At 66.4% G+C, this 15,925-nt stretch carries 13 protein-coding genes; 8 read left to right on the top strand and 5 right to left on the bottom strand.

Annotated features, from left to right (window positions below):
- Positions 1-43 precede the first annotated feature (43 nt).
- Genes NIBR502770_RS10860 through NIBR502770_RS10840 form a run of 5 tightly spaced genes read right to left on the bottom strand, consistent with a single transcriptional unit; the run spans position 44 to position 4,910 of the window.
- Positions 44-1,336: a DUF58 domain-containing protein gene (locus NIBR502770_RS10860; RefSeq protein WP_141181931.1), complete on the bottom strand. Its 1,293-nt coding sequence runs from the start codon at positions 1,334-1,336 to the stop codon at positions 44-46.
- Entirely contained in the window at positions 1,336-2,349 is a 1,014-nt protein-coding gene (locus NIBR502770_RS10855) for a MoxR family ATPase (RefSeq protein WP_141181930.1), read from the bottom strand. The genes NIBR502770_RS10860 and NIBR502770_RS10855 overlap by 1 nt, the downstream gene beginning before the upstream one ends.
- Positions 2,346-3,566, bottom strand: a complete 1,221-nt coding sequence (locus tag NIBR502770_RS10850; protein WP_141181929.1) for a DUF4350 domain-containing protein — start codon at positions 3,564-3,566, stop codon at positions 2,346-2,348. The genes NIBR502770_RS10855 and NIBR502770_RS10850 overlap by 4 nt, the downstream gene beginning before the upstream one ends.
- The gene (locus NIBR502770_RS10845) at positions 3,563-4,195 is read right to left on the bottom strand and encodes a DUF4129 domain-containing protein (RefSeq protein ID WP_141181928.1); all 633 of its coding nucleotides are present in this window, start codon (positions 4,193-4,195) and stop codon (positions 3,563-3,565) included. The genes NIBR502770_RS10850 and NIBR502770_RS10845 overlap by 4 nt, the downstream gene beginning before the upstream one ends.
- Positions 4,185-4,910: a hypothetical protein gene (locus tag NIBR502770_RS10840; protein ID WP_246857245.1), complete on the bottom strand. Its 726-nt coding sequence runs from the start codon at positions 4,908-4,910 to the stop codon at positions 4,185-4,187. Before NIBR502770_RS10840 ends, NIBR502770_RS10845 begins: the two co-directional genes overlap by 11 nt.
- A gap of 663 nt (positions 4,911-5,573) precedes the next feature.
- On the opposite strand from NIBR502770_RS10840, the gene mtrA reads away from it, so the two are divergent.
- From mtrA to secA, 8 genes are all read left to right on the top strand, one after another.
- Complete coding sequence (gene mtrA, locus NIBR502770_RS10835) at positions 5,574-6,248, top strand: MtrAB system response regulator MtrA (protein ID WP_141159962.1); 675 nt, start codon at positions 5,574-5,576, stop codon at positions 6,246-6,248.
- A gap of 88 nt (positions 6,249-6,336) precedes the next feature.
- Positions 6,337-8,109: an MtrAB system histidine kinase MtrB gene (mtrB, locus tag NIBR502770_RS10830; protein WP_246839650.1), complete on the top strand. Its 1,773-nt coding sequence runs from the start codon at positions 6,337-6,339 to the stop codon at positions 8,107-8,109.
- Positions 8,106-9,821, top strand: coding sequence for an LpqB family beta-propeller domain-containing protein (locus NIBR502770_RS10825; RefSeq protein ID WP_141181927.1), 1,716 nt, complete (start codon positions 8,106-8,108; stop codon positions 9,819-9,821). The genes mtrB and NIBR502770_RS10825 overlap by 4 nt, the downstream gene beginning before the upstream one ends.
- A 129-nt stretch (positions 9,822-9,950) precedes the next feature.
- Entirely contained in the window at positions 9,951-10,712 is a 762-nt protein-coding gene (locus tag NIBR502770_RS10820) for a ComF family protein (protein WP_246857244.1), read from the top strand.
- A complete protein-coding gene (locus NIBR502770_RS21490; RefSeq protein WP_246857243.1) occupies positions 10,643-10,894 on the top strand; it encodes a ComF family protein in 252 nt (83 codons plus the stop codon). Before NIBR502770_RS10820 ends, NIBR502770_RS21490 begins: the two co-directional genes overlap by 70 nt.
- Before the next feature lie 144 nt (positions 10,895-11,038).
- Positions 11,039-11,764 (top strand): ribosome hibernation-promoting factor, HPF/YfiA family, encoded by a 726-nt coding sequence (hpf, locus tag NIBR502770_RS10815; RefSeq protein WP_141159966.1) that lies wholly within the window; start codon positions 11,039-11,041, stop codon positions 11,762-11,764.
- A gap of 30 nt (positions 11,765-11,794) precedes the next feature.
- On the top strand, positions 11,795-13,006 hold the full coding sequence (locus tag NIBR502770_RS10810; protein WP_141159967.1) for a winged helix-turn-helix domain-containing protein: 1,212 nt from the start codon (positions 11,795-11,797) through the stop codon (positions 13,004-13,006).
- A gap of 99 nt (positions 13,007-13,105) precedes the next feature.
- On the top strand, positions 13,106-15,847 hold the full coding sequence (gene secA / locus NIBR502770_RS10805) for a preprotein translocase subunit SecA (RefSeq protein ID WP_141181926.1): 2,742 nt from the start codon (positions 13,106-13,108) through the stop codon (positions 15,845-15,847).
- The last annotated feature ends 78 nt before the right edge of the window (positions 15,848-15,925 follow it).

Here is a 15,925-nt window from a genome sequence, read left to right as displayed (position 1 = left end):
GTGGACCTCCTGTTGGCTGCGGCGGCGCTGTCTGCCTCCGGTTTCACAATCTACCGGCAGCCTTGAGCCGGATATACATGTCAGCGAGGTGGGACGGCAGGTCATGCGGCTCCGCGTCCACCACCTCGACGCCGTAGCGGCGCAGTTCCGCGGTAACCGCGGCGCGCTGCAGGAGTGCGCGCTCGGCGGCAGCCGCCCGGAACACGCCGGTGGCGTCGCTGCGTTCCCGGAGCATGGTGCCCAGCTGCGGGTCACGGACGGCAGCCACCACCACGGTGTGCCCGCTGGCCAGCCGCTCGGCCACGGGCAGCAGCCCTTCCTCGGGCGCTCCGCTGTCCAGTGAGGTCAGCAGCACCACGAGGGACCGGTGCGCGGAGACAGCGCGGACCTGCGCCGGCACCGCCGGCCAGTCCATCTCGATCAACTCGGCTTCAAGGGGCGCCATGGCCTGGACCAGCCGGCCCAGGATGTTCCCCTGGCCTGCGGAACCGGTCCGCGCCCGGGTCCTGCGGTCAAAGGCCAGGAAGTCCACCCGGTCGCCGCCCCGTTCGGCCAGGACGCCCAGGAGGAGCGCAGCCTCGATCCCGGTGTCCAGCCGCGTTTCGTCGGCGATCCTCGCCGCGGACGTGCGGGAGGTATCCAGGACCATGACCACCCGCCGGTCCCGTTCCGGGCGCCAGGTGCGGACCACCACGGAGGAACGCCGTGCCGTGGCGCGCCAGTCGATGGACCGCACGTCATCGCCGCGGACGTAGTCCCGCAGGGAATCGAACTCGGTGCCGGCTCCGCGGATCTGGACGGCGGCCTTTCCATCGAGTTCGCGCAGCTTACGCAGCTTGGAGGGCAGGTGCCGGCGCGAATGGAAGGGCGGCAGTACCCGCACCGAGCCGGGGCAATCGATGGTCCGCTGTCTGGCTGCCAGGCCAAGCGGACCATACGACCTTATTGTCACGTGGGGTGCCTTGAGGTCCCCGCGCCGGCCCGGCCGGAGCCTGACAGCGAACCGTCGGCTTTCGCCGGCCGGGACGTCGATGTCCTGGACCGGGTCCTGCGCCCCGGCGGAGGGTTGCCACCCGTCCCTGAACGAGCCCCGGAGCCGGCGGGAACCTCCGTTGCGGAGCGTGAGGGCCGCCTCTACCGCGTTGTCGAGGCTAACGTTCTGGGGTTCCGCACGTACCGCGGCCACCCCCTTGGGGGACCCGGCAAACAGCAGGTCGGTACCCAGCATGGCAGCGAGCACGGCGGTCGTGGTGAGAATGGTCGGCCATCCCGGGAACAGCAGCACCGGCACCAGGCCCAGCAGCACCACTGCCACGAAGCGCCCCGAGATGGCCATCAGCGGGGAACGGGGACGGATGCCAGGATGCTGCCCAGGACGTCGTCCACCCTCACTCCGTCCATCTGGGCTTCGGGCTGTAAAGCCACCCGGTGCCGCAGGCATGGCAGGGCCAGCGCCTTGATGTCGTCCGGGGTGACGAACGGACGCCCCGAGAGCCAGGCCCAGGACCTGGAGGTGTTGAGCAGGGCAGTGGCGCCTCGCGGTGAGACGCCAAGCTGGAAGGAGGGGGCCGCCCTGGTGGCACGCACCAGGTCCACGATGTAGCCGATGATTTCCGGCTCCACCGCTACCCGGGCCACTGCTTCCCGCGCCCCTTGCAGGTCTTCCGCGCCCGCCACCGCCCGGACGCCTGCTGCTGCCAGGTCCCGGGGATCGAATCCGGCGGCATGGCGTCGAATCACCTCGATCTCCTCACCGCGCCCGGGCAGGGGCATGGTGAGTTTCAGCAGGAACCGGTCCAGCTGTGCTTCGGGGAGGGGATAGGTGCCCTCGTATTCCACCGGATTCTGTGTTGCTGCCACCAGGAACGGCGCCGGCAACCGCCTGGACAGCCCGTCCACGGAGACTTGCCGTTCTTCCATGGCTTCCAGGAGCGAAGCCTGGGTCTTTGGCGGTGTCCTGTTGATCTCGTCTGCCAGCAGGAGGTTGGTGAAGACCGGTCCCTCCCGGAAGCTGAAGTCGGACGTGCGGGAGTCGTAAACCAGCGACCCGGTGACGTCGCCCGGCATCAGGTCCGGAGTGAACTGCACCCGCTTGGTATCCAGGCTCAAGGCGGAGGAAAGGGCCCGGACCAGCAGGGTCTTGGCAACACCCGGTACGCCCTCCAGCAGCACATGGCCCTGCGAAAGCAGGGCAATCAGGAGGCCAGTGACTGTGGCGTCCTGACCCACCACGGCCTTTGCCACCTCGCGCCGGACAGCCAGCAGCGCCTGCCGGGCGCCGTCGTCGTCCGCCGGGACGTTGGGGTCCACGGGGTTCAGGATTCCCGGGCCACTGCTCTGTTCGCTCATCGGGTCATGACCTCTTTCTCCAGTTTGTCCATGGCCTGGGACCAGGCCACCAGCCGGGCTTCAGTTGTGGGGCGTTCGTTAATCAACATGCGGACGCCGGCGGCATCCCTGCCAAGCAGCCGGGCCGCCGCCGCAATCGTTTCCTCGGCGGTGGCGCCCGGGCCAAGGCGCAGTTTTCGGGCGAGCCGCACCAGCAGGCCGGCCCGCAGGTTGTCCCGGGCCTGCTCGACGGCACGCGAGTCCTGGTAGAGCCGTGCCCGTCCCTCTGCCGTCTCAACAGCCTTGACCACCACCGGCAACGGCTCGAACACCAGCGGACCGTGCCTGCGGCCCCGCCATACGATGGCGGCGAGCGCCACCACCAGCAGCCAGGGGCCAAGGAAACGGGCCCAACCCGGTGCGAGGTCGTCGAGGGTTTTCCCGGAGCCGTCCGCGGTTGCGTCTTCGATCGAAGGCAGGTACCAGACGAGGTCCCGCGAGGCGCCGAGCGTCCGGACCGCCAGCGCAGCGTTTCCCAGCTCGTCCAGTTTGTCGTTTCCCAGGACAGCCGTGCTGCCCAGCACGGCCAGCCGTCCGTCAGCGCTGACGGCAAGCATCCCGGCGGCGCCTGCCGCGCGGTAACAGGTGGTGCCGCCGTCGTAAACAAATCCTCCCTCGCCTGTCACCTGTCCCGCTGCCTCGGCGTCAGGGTAGGCGCAACCGGGGTTGAGGACCGGAGAGGCATCCGGGACGACGCCGGCCTGGTGGATGCCGCTGTCAAGGGCGGCAAGGGTCTCCAGCCTGGGGGTCACCACCACCACGCGGCCGGCAGCCGACACCAGGCCGGCCAGCTGCTGTGCGTCCAGGACGCCGTACCTGTCGTAGAGCAGGAGGGTGGGGGAGGAGCTTGAATGCAGGTCCTCCAGCGCCGCGTCGAACCGGGTGGGGGTACGGACCGAAACTCCGTGCCGGCCCAGGATTTCGCCCAGCGCCCTGGCTCCCTCCGGCCCTGCGTTGTGGACGGAGAGGGGGAGGGTGTCACCCTTGGGGGCGAGTTGCGTGCCGATGATCAGGGCGAGCGCACCTGCCACCACGACCGCGGCTGCGGCCATGCCACGGTGCTGCCGCAGCCAGGCCAGGAACCTTGCGGCCCGGAGGCTTCCGCCCACCGTTGGCGCGCCGGGGGACTGCCGTGTTTCCTGTGCCGTCCCGGCGCCGGTGGTCGCTGGCCCGTTCATTGCAGCGGCACCATGCCCATGGCGGGCTTGGTGGCGTCCAGTGCGGCATCGAGGGCCACCATGTCCTGGTAGTCGGCGCTGCCCGCTGCGCGGCTCCCGTAACGGATGCCGTCAAAAGTAGCTGCCGCCCGGGCAAGCCGCCCGGCTTCACCGGCGAATGGCACGGACAATGCGTTCGCGGCCTCATCGGCGGTCCTGCCAGGCTGAGGATCAAGAATGGTCCGGTTCTCGGCGCTGCGGACCATCGCGCGGAAACGGTCGACGACGGCGTCCCCCCACTGTCCGGTTGCGGCTGCGGTTTCAGCGCGGTTCCGGTAGTCCGCGGCGGTCAGGACGGTTTCCCTTTCGAAGACGTCCCTGGCCTGCCGGACCCGGGCGTTCAGCCGGGGACGGGCAAGGATGACCGCGGCCGCAATTATCGCGGCAATGACCAGCGCAATGACCGGGCTGGGCACCGGACCCGCCTCGCCTGGGGAGCCGTCCAGGGACTGCAGCCAGTCCAGGAAGTTCCGCCACAAGCTGTCCAGCCAGGACGGGGCAGCGTCCCGGTATTCAGGTTTGGCCAATTCTTCTGCTGCCCACCGCTGTGCTTCGTCGGCACCCGGCAGCACCGGCGGTTCAACGGCCATTGGGCCATGCTCCCGGCGCCGTTCCGTATCCGGGGTACGGGTTCGCAGCGATGGCCTTCCGGCCGGGGATGCCGTCAGGATCGGCGCCGGTCTCCATGTCGCGCAGCAGCGCGATATCCAACCCGTCCTTGCGCATGCGCAGGTCCATGTAGAGCAGTGCCATAACGGACGTCTGGAACGCGTAGCCCACCGCGCCCACCAGCGCACCGACCACCGCGGTGATGATGCTGACGGCAACGGTCAGCGTTGCGTCCTGGCCGCTGCCGCCATGCGGCGAGATTACCCCGGACAGCACCGTGGGCAGCAGGCTTGCCGGGATCAGGACCACCTGGGTGATGACAGCGACCAGGATTCCCACCACCAGGGTGATGCCCAGGATCCGCCACCAGTTTGTCCGGGTCAGTTCCCACGAGCGGCGAAGTCCGGCAAGGGCGCCCAATTCTTCGATGACGACGGCGGCAGGTGCCACCATGAGCTTGATCGCCACCCAGAGGAACACGGCGGCGAAACCGAACATCAGCGGGATGACCAGGAGGGCCGCCGCACCCCGGACGTTGGAGAACAGGAGGACGATGAGGGCGAAGAACAGCGCCATGGCGGCCAGCGCCGCCGCCACCAGCACCGCCGCGAGCCCGGCCAGCGCCCCGATCCGCGGACGCACCAGGGACAGCATGCGCCGGAAGCCGGTGGGACGGTTCAGGACGGACCGGGCCATCCAGGATTTCCCCGAACATCAGCGGACGCAAGGGAATGATGCCTGGTTTAGGCGGGGCCACGTAGCGGGCCTGCCCGTAAGGGCTGGCTCCAAAAGGGCCGGCGTAGTGGGGCGGCTGGTAATAGGGGGAGCCCGGGTAGGGCTGCCCGGCATAGGGTGCTCCGTTGTAGGGCTGCCCGGCATAGGGCGCTCCGGGATAGGTCCCTCCGGGGCGTGAGGTTTCCCCGCTCGGGTAGGGCGCGTTCTGCGGCCACTGCTGCGGCTGCGTGGGCTGCTGCTGCCACGTTCCATCTCCGTTCCACGCCGGTGCCGGCCAGCCTGGTTGCTGGGGATTGCCTGGCTGTCCTGCCGGAGCCGCCCACGGCTGATCCCGGGCGGTCCGCCCAGGAATGCCAGCGCCTGTGCCGGTGGGGCCGCCGTCGCCGTCGCCGCGGTCCTTGCCCCGTTCTTCCGGCGGGTTCCCGTGACCCGGCTCATGTGGTGACACTGATTTCCTCCCCCATACCAGTCCGCCTGCCCACGGGCCGCGCACCGGAAAGTGCGCACCGGCCGTGCTGGGCATGACCCCAAGACTATAGTTCCGGCGTCGGGCGGCCTAGTGTCCCGCCATGCCGGGAGGCCGCTCAACACGACAAACCCATCCCGATAAGGGAATATATAGCTATGAAGGCACGCATTCTGGTGGTAGATGATGACGAAGCGCTGGCCGAGATGATTGGAATTGTCCTCCGTAATGACGGCTTCGAGCCGGTCTTTTGCGCTGACGGCGCCCAGGCCCTCGATATTTTCCGGTCATCGCGGCCCGACCTTGTCCTGCTCGACCTCATGCTTCCCGGCATGGACGGCATCGAGGTCTGCCGGCAGATTCGCGGCGAGTCCGATGTCCCCATCGTCATGCTGACCGCCAAGTCCGATACCTCCGACGTCGTTCGCGGGCTGGAATCCGGTGCCGATGACTACGTGCCGAAGCCGTTCAAGCCCGCCGAACTGGTGGCACGCGTACGCGCCCGCCTCCGCCCCGGCGACCAGAAGGCCCCCGAAACGCTGAAGATCGCGGACATCACCATCGACGTCGCCGGCCACACCGTCAGCAGGGGCAGCGAGCGGATTTCCCTGACCCCGCTGGAGTTCGACCTCCTGGTGGCGCTGGCCCGCAAGCCATGGCAGGTCTTCACCCGGGAGCTGCTGCTGGAGCAGGTGTGGGGCTACCGCCACGCCGCCGATACCCGCCTGGTCAACGTCCATGTCCAGCGCCTGCGGTCCAAGATCGAACAGGACCCGGAGGCCCCGGAAGTTGTATTGACGGTGCGTGGTGTCGGCTACAAAGCAGGGGTCTGACCCCGCCGCCCAGGACGGGATTTCCCCGGCCGGCGAACCGCATGACGTGTCTGGGCCCGGCAGCACACCCGTTCCCGGCCTTCGGCATGTGGCGTTCCGCGCCCGGATCTGGCAGCGCCGTGCCCTCATCGTGGCGCTGCGCGTGGCACGGCTGGTCGGCACCGGTGTCCGCCGGTTCCTTCCGGGGCTAAGGTACCTGGGCCGGGCACTGCAGCAGCGCTGGCGGCGGTCGCTGCAGTTCCGAACCGTCCTCACCACGCTGATGCTGGCCGTCACATCGTTTGCCGTCGTCGGGGCATACCTGTCCAACCAGATCGCCAACAACCTCTTCCAGGAGCGGCTGACGCAAGCGGAGTCTGAGACGCGCTACAACGTCAAGCAGGTGCAGGAGACGTTCGACGGCGCCCAGGTCACCGACCAGTCCAGCGTCATCACGCTGGTCTCCGACACCCTCAGCGCCGTGGAGGGCCGGGGTTCGGTCATCCAACGCCGCTACGTTTTTGAGGCGATGCCAAACCAGACAAAGCCCCGCAACCGCTGGGTCGAGTCCCGCGCGTCCGACCAATTGACGGTCAGCGTCATTCCCCCGGACCTGCGCAAGGCTGTCCAGGAGTCGGGCAAGGACCAGTACTGGGCTTCCACCGTCATCCCGGTGGGGACCGAGGACCGGCCGGGCATCGCCGTTGGCAACAAGGTCACCTTCAACGGCACCGTCTACGAGCTGTACCTTATCTACGACCTCAACACCGCGCAGCAAACACTGAATGAGATCCAAAGCGTCCTCTGGGCCGGCGGTGCGGTACTGGTCCTGCTGATCGGCGCCGTGGCCTGGTACGTTACACGCAACGTGGTCAGCCCCGTGAGCCACGCCGCCATGGTTTCGGAAAAACTCGCCGCCGGGCAACTGCAGGAGCGCATGGTGGTCAAGGGTGAGGACGAAGTGGCCCGCCTTGGGGCCTCTTTCAACCACATGGCGGCCAGCCTGCAGGAGCAGATCACCCAGCTGGCTACGCTCTCGCAGATGCAGCAGCGCTTTGTGTCGGACGTTTCGCACGAGCTGAGGACGCCCCTGACCACGGTGCGGATGGCTGCGGAAGTGCTCTATGACGCCCGTGACGATTTCGATCCGATCAACAAACGGTCCGCCGAGCTGCTTTACAACCAGGTGGAACGGTTCCAGTCGCTCCTTTCGGACCTGCTCGAAATCAGCCGGTTCGATGCAGGCGTCGCAGTCCTCGATGCTGAACCTGAGGACCTCACCCAAGTCATTGCCCACGTCATCGAAGGCGCCGCCCCGGTGGCCGCGGAGTACGGATCGGAAATCCTCTTTACGGCACCCAAAGACGCCGTCATCGTGGAAATGGACGCGCGGCGGATCGACCGCATCCTGCGCAACCTCATCCTGAACGCCGTGGAACACGGTGAGGGCAGGCCGGTGACCGTCACCGTTGCGGTGAATGACACCGCCGTAGGCGTTGCCGTCAGGGACCACGGCATCGGGATGGACCAGGCCCAGGCCGCCAGGGTCTTCGACAGGTTCTGGCGCGCCGATCCTGCCCGTGCCCGCACGACGGGAGGCAGCGGGTTGGGGCTCTCCATTGCCATGGAGGACACCAAGCTGCATCACGGCTGGCTGCAGGCGTGGGGGAGGAAGGGCGACGGCGCCAACTTCCGGCTGACCCTGCCGTTGCGCCAAGACGGTGTGATCACCGAGTCGCCCCTCCAACTGGAACCGAAGGACGCCACCATACCCGGAGCGCCGGGCACCATCCCCGCGGAACAGGACTACAAGAACATGCTGCTGTTGCAGGCAGGTGCGGCCGCGCCTGCCCCGGTCCAGTCCCCCGAGGAGACACCATGAGGGCCGGGGTGCGCCATGCCAGGTACCCCGCGGCGCTGCTTGCGCTGCTGATGGTCCTCCTGGCGGGTTGCGCACGGATTCCCACCTCCGGGCCGGTAGGAAAGAGCAGCGAAAGCAGTGCAGGCAACGTCAGTGCACCCGTCTTCCTGCCCGCAGCGCCGCAGCCCGGCGCGTCACCCGAGACCATCATCGACTACTTCTACCGGGCCGGCAGCGGCTACGAGGATGACTACGCGGTGGCACGACAGTACCTGACACAGGCATCGGCCGTGTCCTGGAAACCGGACAAACGCGCACTCGTCTACCGCGAGGCGCGCGTCGTCCCCACGGACACCGAAAACGTCTTCAACTATGAGCTGGATGTCTCCTACACGGTGGACGCTGACGGCATCGCCACCCAATCGCCGCCGGGCACAGTGGAACGTATTCCCGTGACCGTGACCCAGGTGGACGGCGAGTGGCGCATCTCCGCAATTCCTGACGGGACCGCCATCGCCGAGGAAACGTTCAAAGTGATCTACGGCGCGTATCCCATCTACTTCTACGACCCCACCTTTACCTACGCCATCCCCGACGTCCGCTGGTTCCTGAAGAACAAGACCGTCAAAGCGATGACCAGCGCGCTGCTGTCCGGTCCGGCGCCCTACCTTCGCGGCGCCGTCGCCAGCGCGTTCCCCTCCGGCATCAAGCTGGCCCGTGAGTCCGTCCCGGTGGTCTCCGGGGCCGCGCAGGTGGACCTGACCGCCAAGGAACTGACGGAAACCTCGGCGGAGGACCGGCTGCGCATGCAGATGCAGCTGACCCTGACCTTCCGCAGCCAGCCGGATGTGGTCAATGTTGAACTGCGCGCCAACCAGGACCTGGTTCGCGTGGAGGACAACGGGTCGGTCCTTCCTCCCGTGCTGGACAGGACCGTTCCGTCGCGCCAGATCGCCATCAGCGGCAACGAACTGGTGCGTTATGAGAACAACCGGGTTTCACCCTTGCCTGACATGCAGCCGGTCTCGGCCCTCAACCCGCGCTATCCCGCAGAATCTCCGGTGTCGCAGACCGCAGCCTTCCTCAACGAGGGCCGCACCACCCTTTACAGCATCAGCCCGGGGCAACCTGCGCGTGCCCTGACCACCCGAACCACCCTCAGCAGGCCGTCTTTCAGCGTCAGCGACTGGGTGTGGACGGCCGGCCCGGGAGGCTCCGGCGCCACCGAAGTCGTGGCGTTTCACCCCACCGGCGTGGCCGAGGGGGCGCCCGTCCCGTCGGTGACCCTGGCGCCGTCGTGGCTTGCCGGCCGGACGGTGAAGGAATTCCGCGTCTCACGCGACGGCGTGCGCGCCCTGGTCATCTCTGAACAGAACGGGAAATCCAAGGTGCAGGTGACGGGCGTGATCCGCGCCGGCGACGGCACCCCGCGCGAACTGACACCCCCGATCACCCTGGCCACTGCCGGCGATCCCGACCAGGGGGTGTGGGTGAATGGCACCTCTGTTGTCGTCATGAAGGGGGCAGCCGGGGCCAACGTCACGCCGGAACTTCTCTCGCTCACCTCCGGGCAGCCGCAGCAGCTGGCGCCCTGGCCCGGGCTGGTTGCCATCAGCGCCGGAAACGGTGCAGACGACATCTACGTCCAGTCCGGAGAGGGCATCTTCCAGCGGCTCGGCAACGGTTGGTCGCCACAGATCAAGGGCCCGATCGATCCCGCTTTTCCTGGCTGAGGCCGGTTTCAAATCCCCTCGCTACCCTGCTGGACCCGTTCCGCCGCTGGGCTTCAGCCGCAGGCGGAGTTGTCCACATAGCTGCGCAGGGGCCCTGACCACCGAGCTCACGTGATGCATGCTTCAGGAATGAACAGCAGATCAGGCGGAGGCGGCGCAACGGCGTCGGGCCCCGAGGGTACCCGGAGGATGGACCCGGACCTTCACCCGCCACCGCCTTTCCCCGCCTTGCACAGGGACGAGCACGCGGCCGTCCTCCTGCGGCTCACGGACTGGTTGTCCGGCGCAGCGGCGGATCTGCTGGCCCTGGCTGTGCCGGTTGACTGCGTCTGCTGCGGTGCGGAGGACCGCACTCTCTGCGCATCCTGCGCCAGCCGCATCCGCCGGCTGGCCCGGAGCCCCTTCCGGGCTGAAAGCGGTGCGCCCGCGTTGGTGGACGTCGACGGGACCATCATGCTTCCGGTGGTTGCCGCGGGTGTGTACCGGGACGAACTGGCACAGGGCCTGCTTTCTTTCAAGCGGCACGGCCAGCACCAGCTTCGCAGGAGCCTGGGCCGGGCACTTGCCGCGGCGGTCAGGGCTGCAGCCCGGGACGGCAGCGGGGTGCTGCTGGTTCCGGTCCCTACCGGCACGGCCGCGTACCTCAACCGGGGGTTTAGCCCGGTCCACCTGCTCCTGAAAGAGGCGGCACGGCAGTTGCCTGGACTCAACGTCGCGGATGTCCTGGCCAAGAAGCCTGGACCGGGCCTCCTGCTCCCCGGCCGGATGGGCGGCCAAAAAGGCCTGGGCAGGGGAGCCGTGCGCAACGGGTCAGAGGTTCCATGCGGGTCCGTCCGGGCAACCGCCAAAAGGTCCTGGGCCGTCCCTGCATCATCATCGATGACGTGCTGACAACCGGTGCCACCATTGGCGAAGCCGCCCGCGCCCTGCATGTCGCCGGCGCCCAGGTGAGGGGCGCTGTGGTGCTTGCGGCGACACGCCCGCCCGATGCCTCCGCCCCCGCCACTCCGGTCCCCATACCGCACGGGAGGAGCCATGACTTAGAAAAAAATAAACCGGGAAAGGATGAATAACAGGTGGCTATGAACTAACGTCGGTGGTGGGTACCAAGAACAGAATGTACCTTTCGATGGCGGCTCGGAGAGGGGCTCGACTGTCAGACAGCTGGGCCCAAGGAAGTGCCGCCGTCGTGTCACCGAAGTCATTTGGAGGGCACCATGGAGTTTATGATCAGCGGACGAAATCTGACCGTTTCAGACCGGTTCCGCGAGTACGCCGGGGAAAAGATCGCGAAGATCGAATCGCTTGGCGACAAGATCCAGCGGGTCGATACGAAAGTCTCCAAGGAGACCAATGCCCGGCAGACCGGCGACCAGTTGACCGTCGAGGTGACAGTCCTGGGCAGGGGCCCTGTAATCCGCGCCGAAGCGAGCGCCGCAGACAAATTTGCCGCCTTTGACCTCGCCTACAACAAGTTGCTTGAGCGGCTCCGGCGCGCAAAGGACCGCAAGAAGGTCCACCATGGCCGCCACACCCCCAAGGCTGTCCGTGAAGCCACCGCTTCCCTCGAACCCGCCAGCGCACACGAGCCGCTGTACCTTGAAGCCAACCGCTGGAGCGAATCCTCGCAGGCAGCCGAGGAAAAGTCCCCCTACGATGTCGAGAACGACATCCCGGCCGGGAATTCGCCGGTGCTGATCCGTCGCAAGGTCTTTCCCGCTGCCTCCATGACGCTTGACGACGCCGTGGACAACATGGAGCTTGTAGGCCACGACTTCTATCTCTTCGTCGACAAAGCCACCAACACACCATCGGTCGTATACCGCCGCCGCGGCTGGACCTACGGCGTCATCACCCTGGACCACGAGTGCGAACCGGGGGACACGGTGGTTGAGGAAAAGGTCCTCGCTTACCGCTCGGACGACGCCCCCGCCAACGCTTAAAGGCGGCATCAACCACCAGAGAGGACTGAATTGCCGGCATCGCTGAGCCTGGACCAGGCACGGCGGATCGCACTGGCAGCGCAGGGACTCCACAGAGGACGGCCCACCGGCCCCGTGACAGCACGGACGGTGGGCCGCACCTTTGCCCGTCTCCAGCTCGTCCAGATCGATTCCGTCAACGTCCTGGTCCGCAGCCACTTCCTTCCCTTCTATTCACGTCTTGGCAACTACGACCGGGACATCCTGCAACGTATGTCCGGCAGCCAACCGCGGCGGATGCTCGAGTATTGGGCCCACGAAGCAAGCTTCATCCGGCCGGAGCACTACCGGGACCTCCTTCTATGGCAGAAACGGGCATGGGTAGGCGCCTCCCGCATGGACCCAGGGCTCCGCAACGACGTGGCGGCCAGGATCCTGGCGGTTCTCGCCAGCTCCCGACCCATGACGGCGTCGGAACTGACGGCACGGATCGGGCATGTCGAAGATAGACAGGCGGAGAACTGGGGGTGGAACTGGAACGCCGTGAAGCGCGTCCTGGAGCACCTCTTCGAAGAAGGACTGGTATCGGCCGCTTCCAGGACCGCCCAGTTCGAACGCCGGTACACGCTGACCTCCAAAGTCCTCCCACACCTGGCGGCAGCGGCATCGGACGGTGATGCCGTGGCCGCACTCCGCCGCCTGACCGACGCGGCAGCCCAGGCACACGGTATCGGCAGCGTCCGCTGCTTCGCCGACTACTTCCGGACTCCGGTCAAGGCAACGGCGCTGGCCGTTCAGCATCTGGTGGAGCACGGCAGGCTGGAGCCCGTCACCGTGGCCGGCTGGGAACGGAAGGTATTCAGGCACGTGGATTCCGTGCTGCCGCGGCAGGCCACCGGGCGTGCGCTGCTGAGCCCGTTCGATTCCCTGGTCTTCGAGCGGCGGCGCCTGTTCGAACTCTTTGGGTTCCATTACCGGATCGAGATCTACACCCCGGAGCCCAAACGGCGCTACGGCTACTACGTGCTCCCTTTCCTGTTGCGCGACAGGATGGTGGCACGGGTGGACCTTAAAGCGGACCGGGCAGCCGGGCGGCTTCTGGTGAGGTCCGCGTTCGCCGAGCCGGACGCACCCCCGGACACCGCCGTCGAACTCGCGGCTGAGCTGGCCCTCATGGCCCAATGGCTTGGCCTGCCCGACGTCGAAGTGGAGCCGGCAGGGGACCTTGCCGCCGCCGTGGCCCACGGGCTGGCGCGGCTCTAGGGAGTATCCGCTCTCAGGGAAAAGGGGCACCGGCCGCGTGTCTCTCCCGTAGACTGAACACGCCAGAATTCGGCGGCATCAGACTGGGAGCATCTTCACGTGGCATCACTTATCGAAAAAATTCTCCGCACGGGTGACAAGAAAACACTCCGGCAGCTGCGGAACTACGCCGATTCCATTAACGCCCTCGAAGACTCATTCAAGACCTTTACCGACGCGGAACTGCGGGAAGAAACGGACCGCCTCCGGGCACGCCACCAGGATGGCGAAAAGCTTGATGACCTGCTTCCGGAAGCGTTCGCTGCTGTACGCGAAGCGTCGTCCCGTACCTTGGGCATGCGCCACTTCGACGTCCAGCTGATGGGTGGTGCCGCCCTGCACCTTGGCAATATTGCCGAAATGAAGACCGGTGAAGGCAAGACCCTGGTGGCGACCGCTCCCGCCTACCTGAACGCCCTCACCGGCAAGGGCGTCCATGTGGTCACGGTCAACGACTACCTCGCCGAATACCAGTCAGAGCTCATGGGCCGTGTCTACCGCTTCCTTGGGCTGACGAGCGGCGTTATTCTCGCCAACCAGGATCCGGCTGTCCGCCGCCAGCAGTATGCAGCCGACATCACCTACGGGACCAACAACGAGTTCGGGTTCGACTACCTGCGCGACAATATGGCGTGGGACCGGACCGAGCTGGTCCAGCGTGGCCACAACTTCGCCATCGTGGACGAAGTTGACTCCATCCTCATCGACGAGGCACGTACGCCGTTGATCATCTCCGGCCCGGCGCAGGGGGACACCAACCGCTGGTACAGCGAATTCGCCAAGGTCGTGCTCCGGCTGCAGGCGGACAAGGACTACGAGGTCGACGAAAAGAAGCGCACGGTGGGCGTGCTGGAGACCGGCATCGAGAAGGTCGAAGACTACCTGGGCATCTCCAACCTGTACGAGTCAGCAAACACGCCCCTGATTGGGTTCCTGAACAACGCCATCAAGGCCAAGGAACTGTTCAAGCGCGACAAGGACTACGTCATCCTGGACGGCGAAGTGCTGATCGTGGACGAGCACACAGGCCGCATCCTGGCGGGCCGGCGCTACAACGAAGGCATGCACCAGGCGATCGAGGCCAAGGAAGGCGTCGAGATCAAGGCGGAAAACCAGACCCTCGCCACCGTGACGCTGCAGAACTACTTCCGCATGTTCGGCAAGCTTTCCGGCATGACCGGTACCGCCGAGACTGAGGCGGCCGAGTTCATGAGCACATACAAGCTCGGCGTCGTTGCCATTCCCACCAACAGGGACATGCAGCGGATCGACCAGCCGGACCTCGTCTTCAAGAACGAAGTTGTAAAGTTCGACGCCGTGGTGCGCGATATCGCCGAACGCCACGAAAAAGGCCAGCCTGTCCTTGTGGGCACCACCAGCGTGGAGAAGAGCGAGTACCTGTCCAAGCTCCTCGCCAAGGAAGGCATCCGCCACGAGGTTCTGAACGCCAAGAACCACGCCCGTGAAGCTGCCATCGTCGCCCAGGCGGGACGCAAGGGCGCTGTTACCGTGGCCACCAACATGGCAGGCCGCGGTACGGACATCATGCTGGGCGGCAACGCCGAATTCACGGCCGTCGCCGAACTTGCCAAGCGCGGGCTTGATCCGGAGGAGAACTCCGAAGAGTACGAGGCCGCGTGGCCCGCAGCGCTCGAAGCAGCCAAGCAGTCCGTCAAAGACGAACACGAGGAAGTCCTGGACCTCGGGGGCCTCTACGTCCTGGGCACCGAGCGCCACGAATCACGCCGCATCGACAACCAGCTCCGCGGCCGCTCCGGCCGCCAGGGCGACCCCGGTGAGTCCCGCTTCTACCTGTCGCTGACCGATGACCTCATGCGGCTCTTCAACTCCGGCGCCGCGGAACGGCTGATGAACAGCTCCGTGCCGGACGACGTTGCGCTGGAATCGAAGCTCGTGTCCCGGGCCATCGCCTCCGCCCAGGGACAAGTGGAGGGCCGGAACGCCGAGCAGCGAAAGAACGTCCTGAAATACGACGACGTCCTCAACCGCCAGCGCGAAGCCATCTACAGCGACCGCCGCCGCATCCTTGAGGGCGACGACCTCCACGAGAAGGTGCAGTTCTTCATTGAGGACACCATCACGGCCCTGATCGACGCCGCTACCGGAGAAGGGAACGGGGACGACTGGGACTTCCACCAGCTGTGGACGAACCTTAAAACGCTCTACCCTGTCAGCGTTACCGCGGAAGACATCATCGAAGAAGCCGGCGGCAAGTCCAGGGTCACGGTGGAACTGCTGAAGGAGGAAATCCTTTCCGACGCCCGGCTGGTGTACCAGTCCCGCGAGGAGGTCATCGGCTCCGAAAGCATGCGCGAGCTCGAACGCCGTGTGGTCCTGTCCGTCATTGGCCGCAAATGGCAGGAACACCTCTACGAGATGGATTACCTCAAGGAGGGCATTGGCCTGCGCGCCATGGCGCAGCGTGATCCGCTGGTGGAGTACCAGCGCGAAGGTTTCGCCATGTTCCAAAGCATGATGGAAGCCATCCGGGAGGAAAGCGTCGGATTCCTGTACAACCTTGAGGTGGAAGTGACGCCGGCACAGGATGTTGTGGTTCCGGACGCCGCCGGCGGCCACACTGAACACGTGGACCCGCAGGTTCATGCAGCCGGCCTCGAGGCCCCCGAAAAGCCGGCACAGCTCCAGTACACGGCTCCCAGCGAGAGCGGCGGTACCCAGACCCGGGTGGAAACCCGCGCAGGAAGCGGACGATCCGGCAATCCTGCCAAGGCAGCTGCACAGGACGCGGCCAAGCGCCCCGCGAAGAAAAAGAAGAAGTAGCGGCAGCGTCGCAAAATCATTGACGGCGTTGGTCAACAGGGCAGGGGCCTCAGGGCCCCTGCCCTGATTGGTTGTCGG

The sequence above is a fragment of the Pseudarthrobacter sp. NIBRBAC000502770 genome (assembly GCF_006517815.1).
GTDB lineage: Bacteria > Actinomycetota > Actinomycetes > Actinomycetales > Micrococcaceae > Arthrobacter > Arthrobacter niigatensis.
Note: the sequence above shows the minus strand (reverse complement) of the source record. Positions and strands in the feature narration are given on the sequence as shown.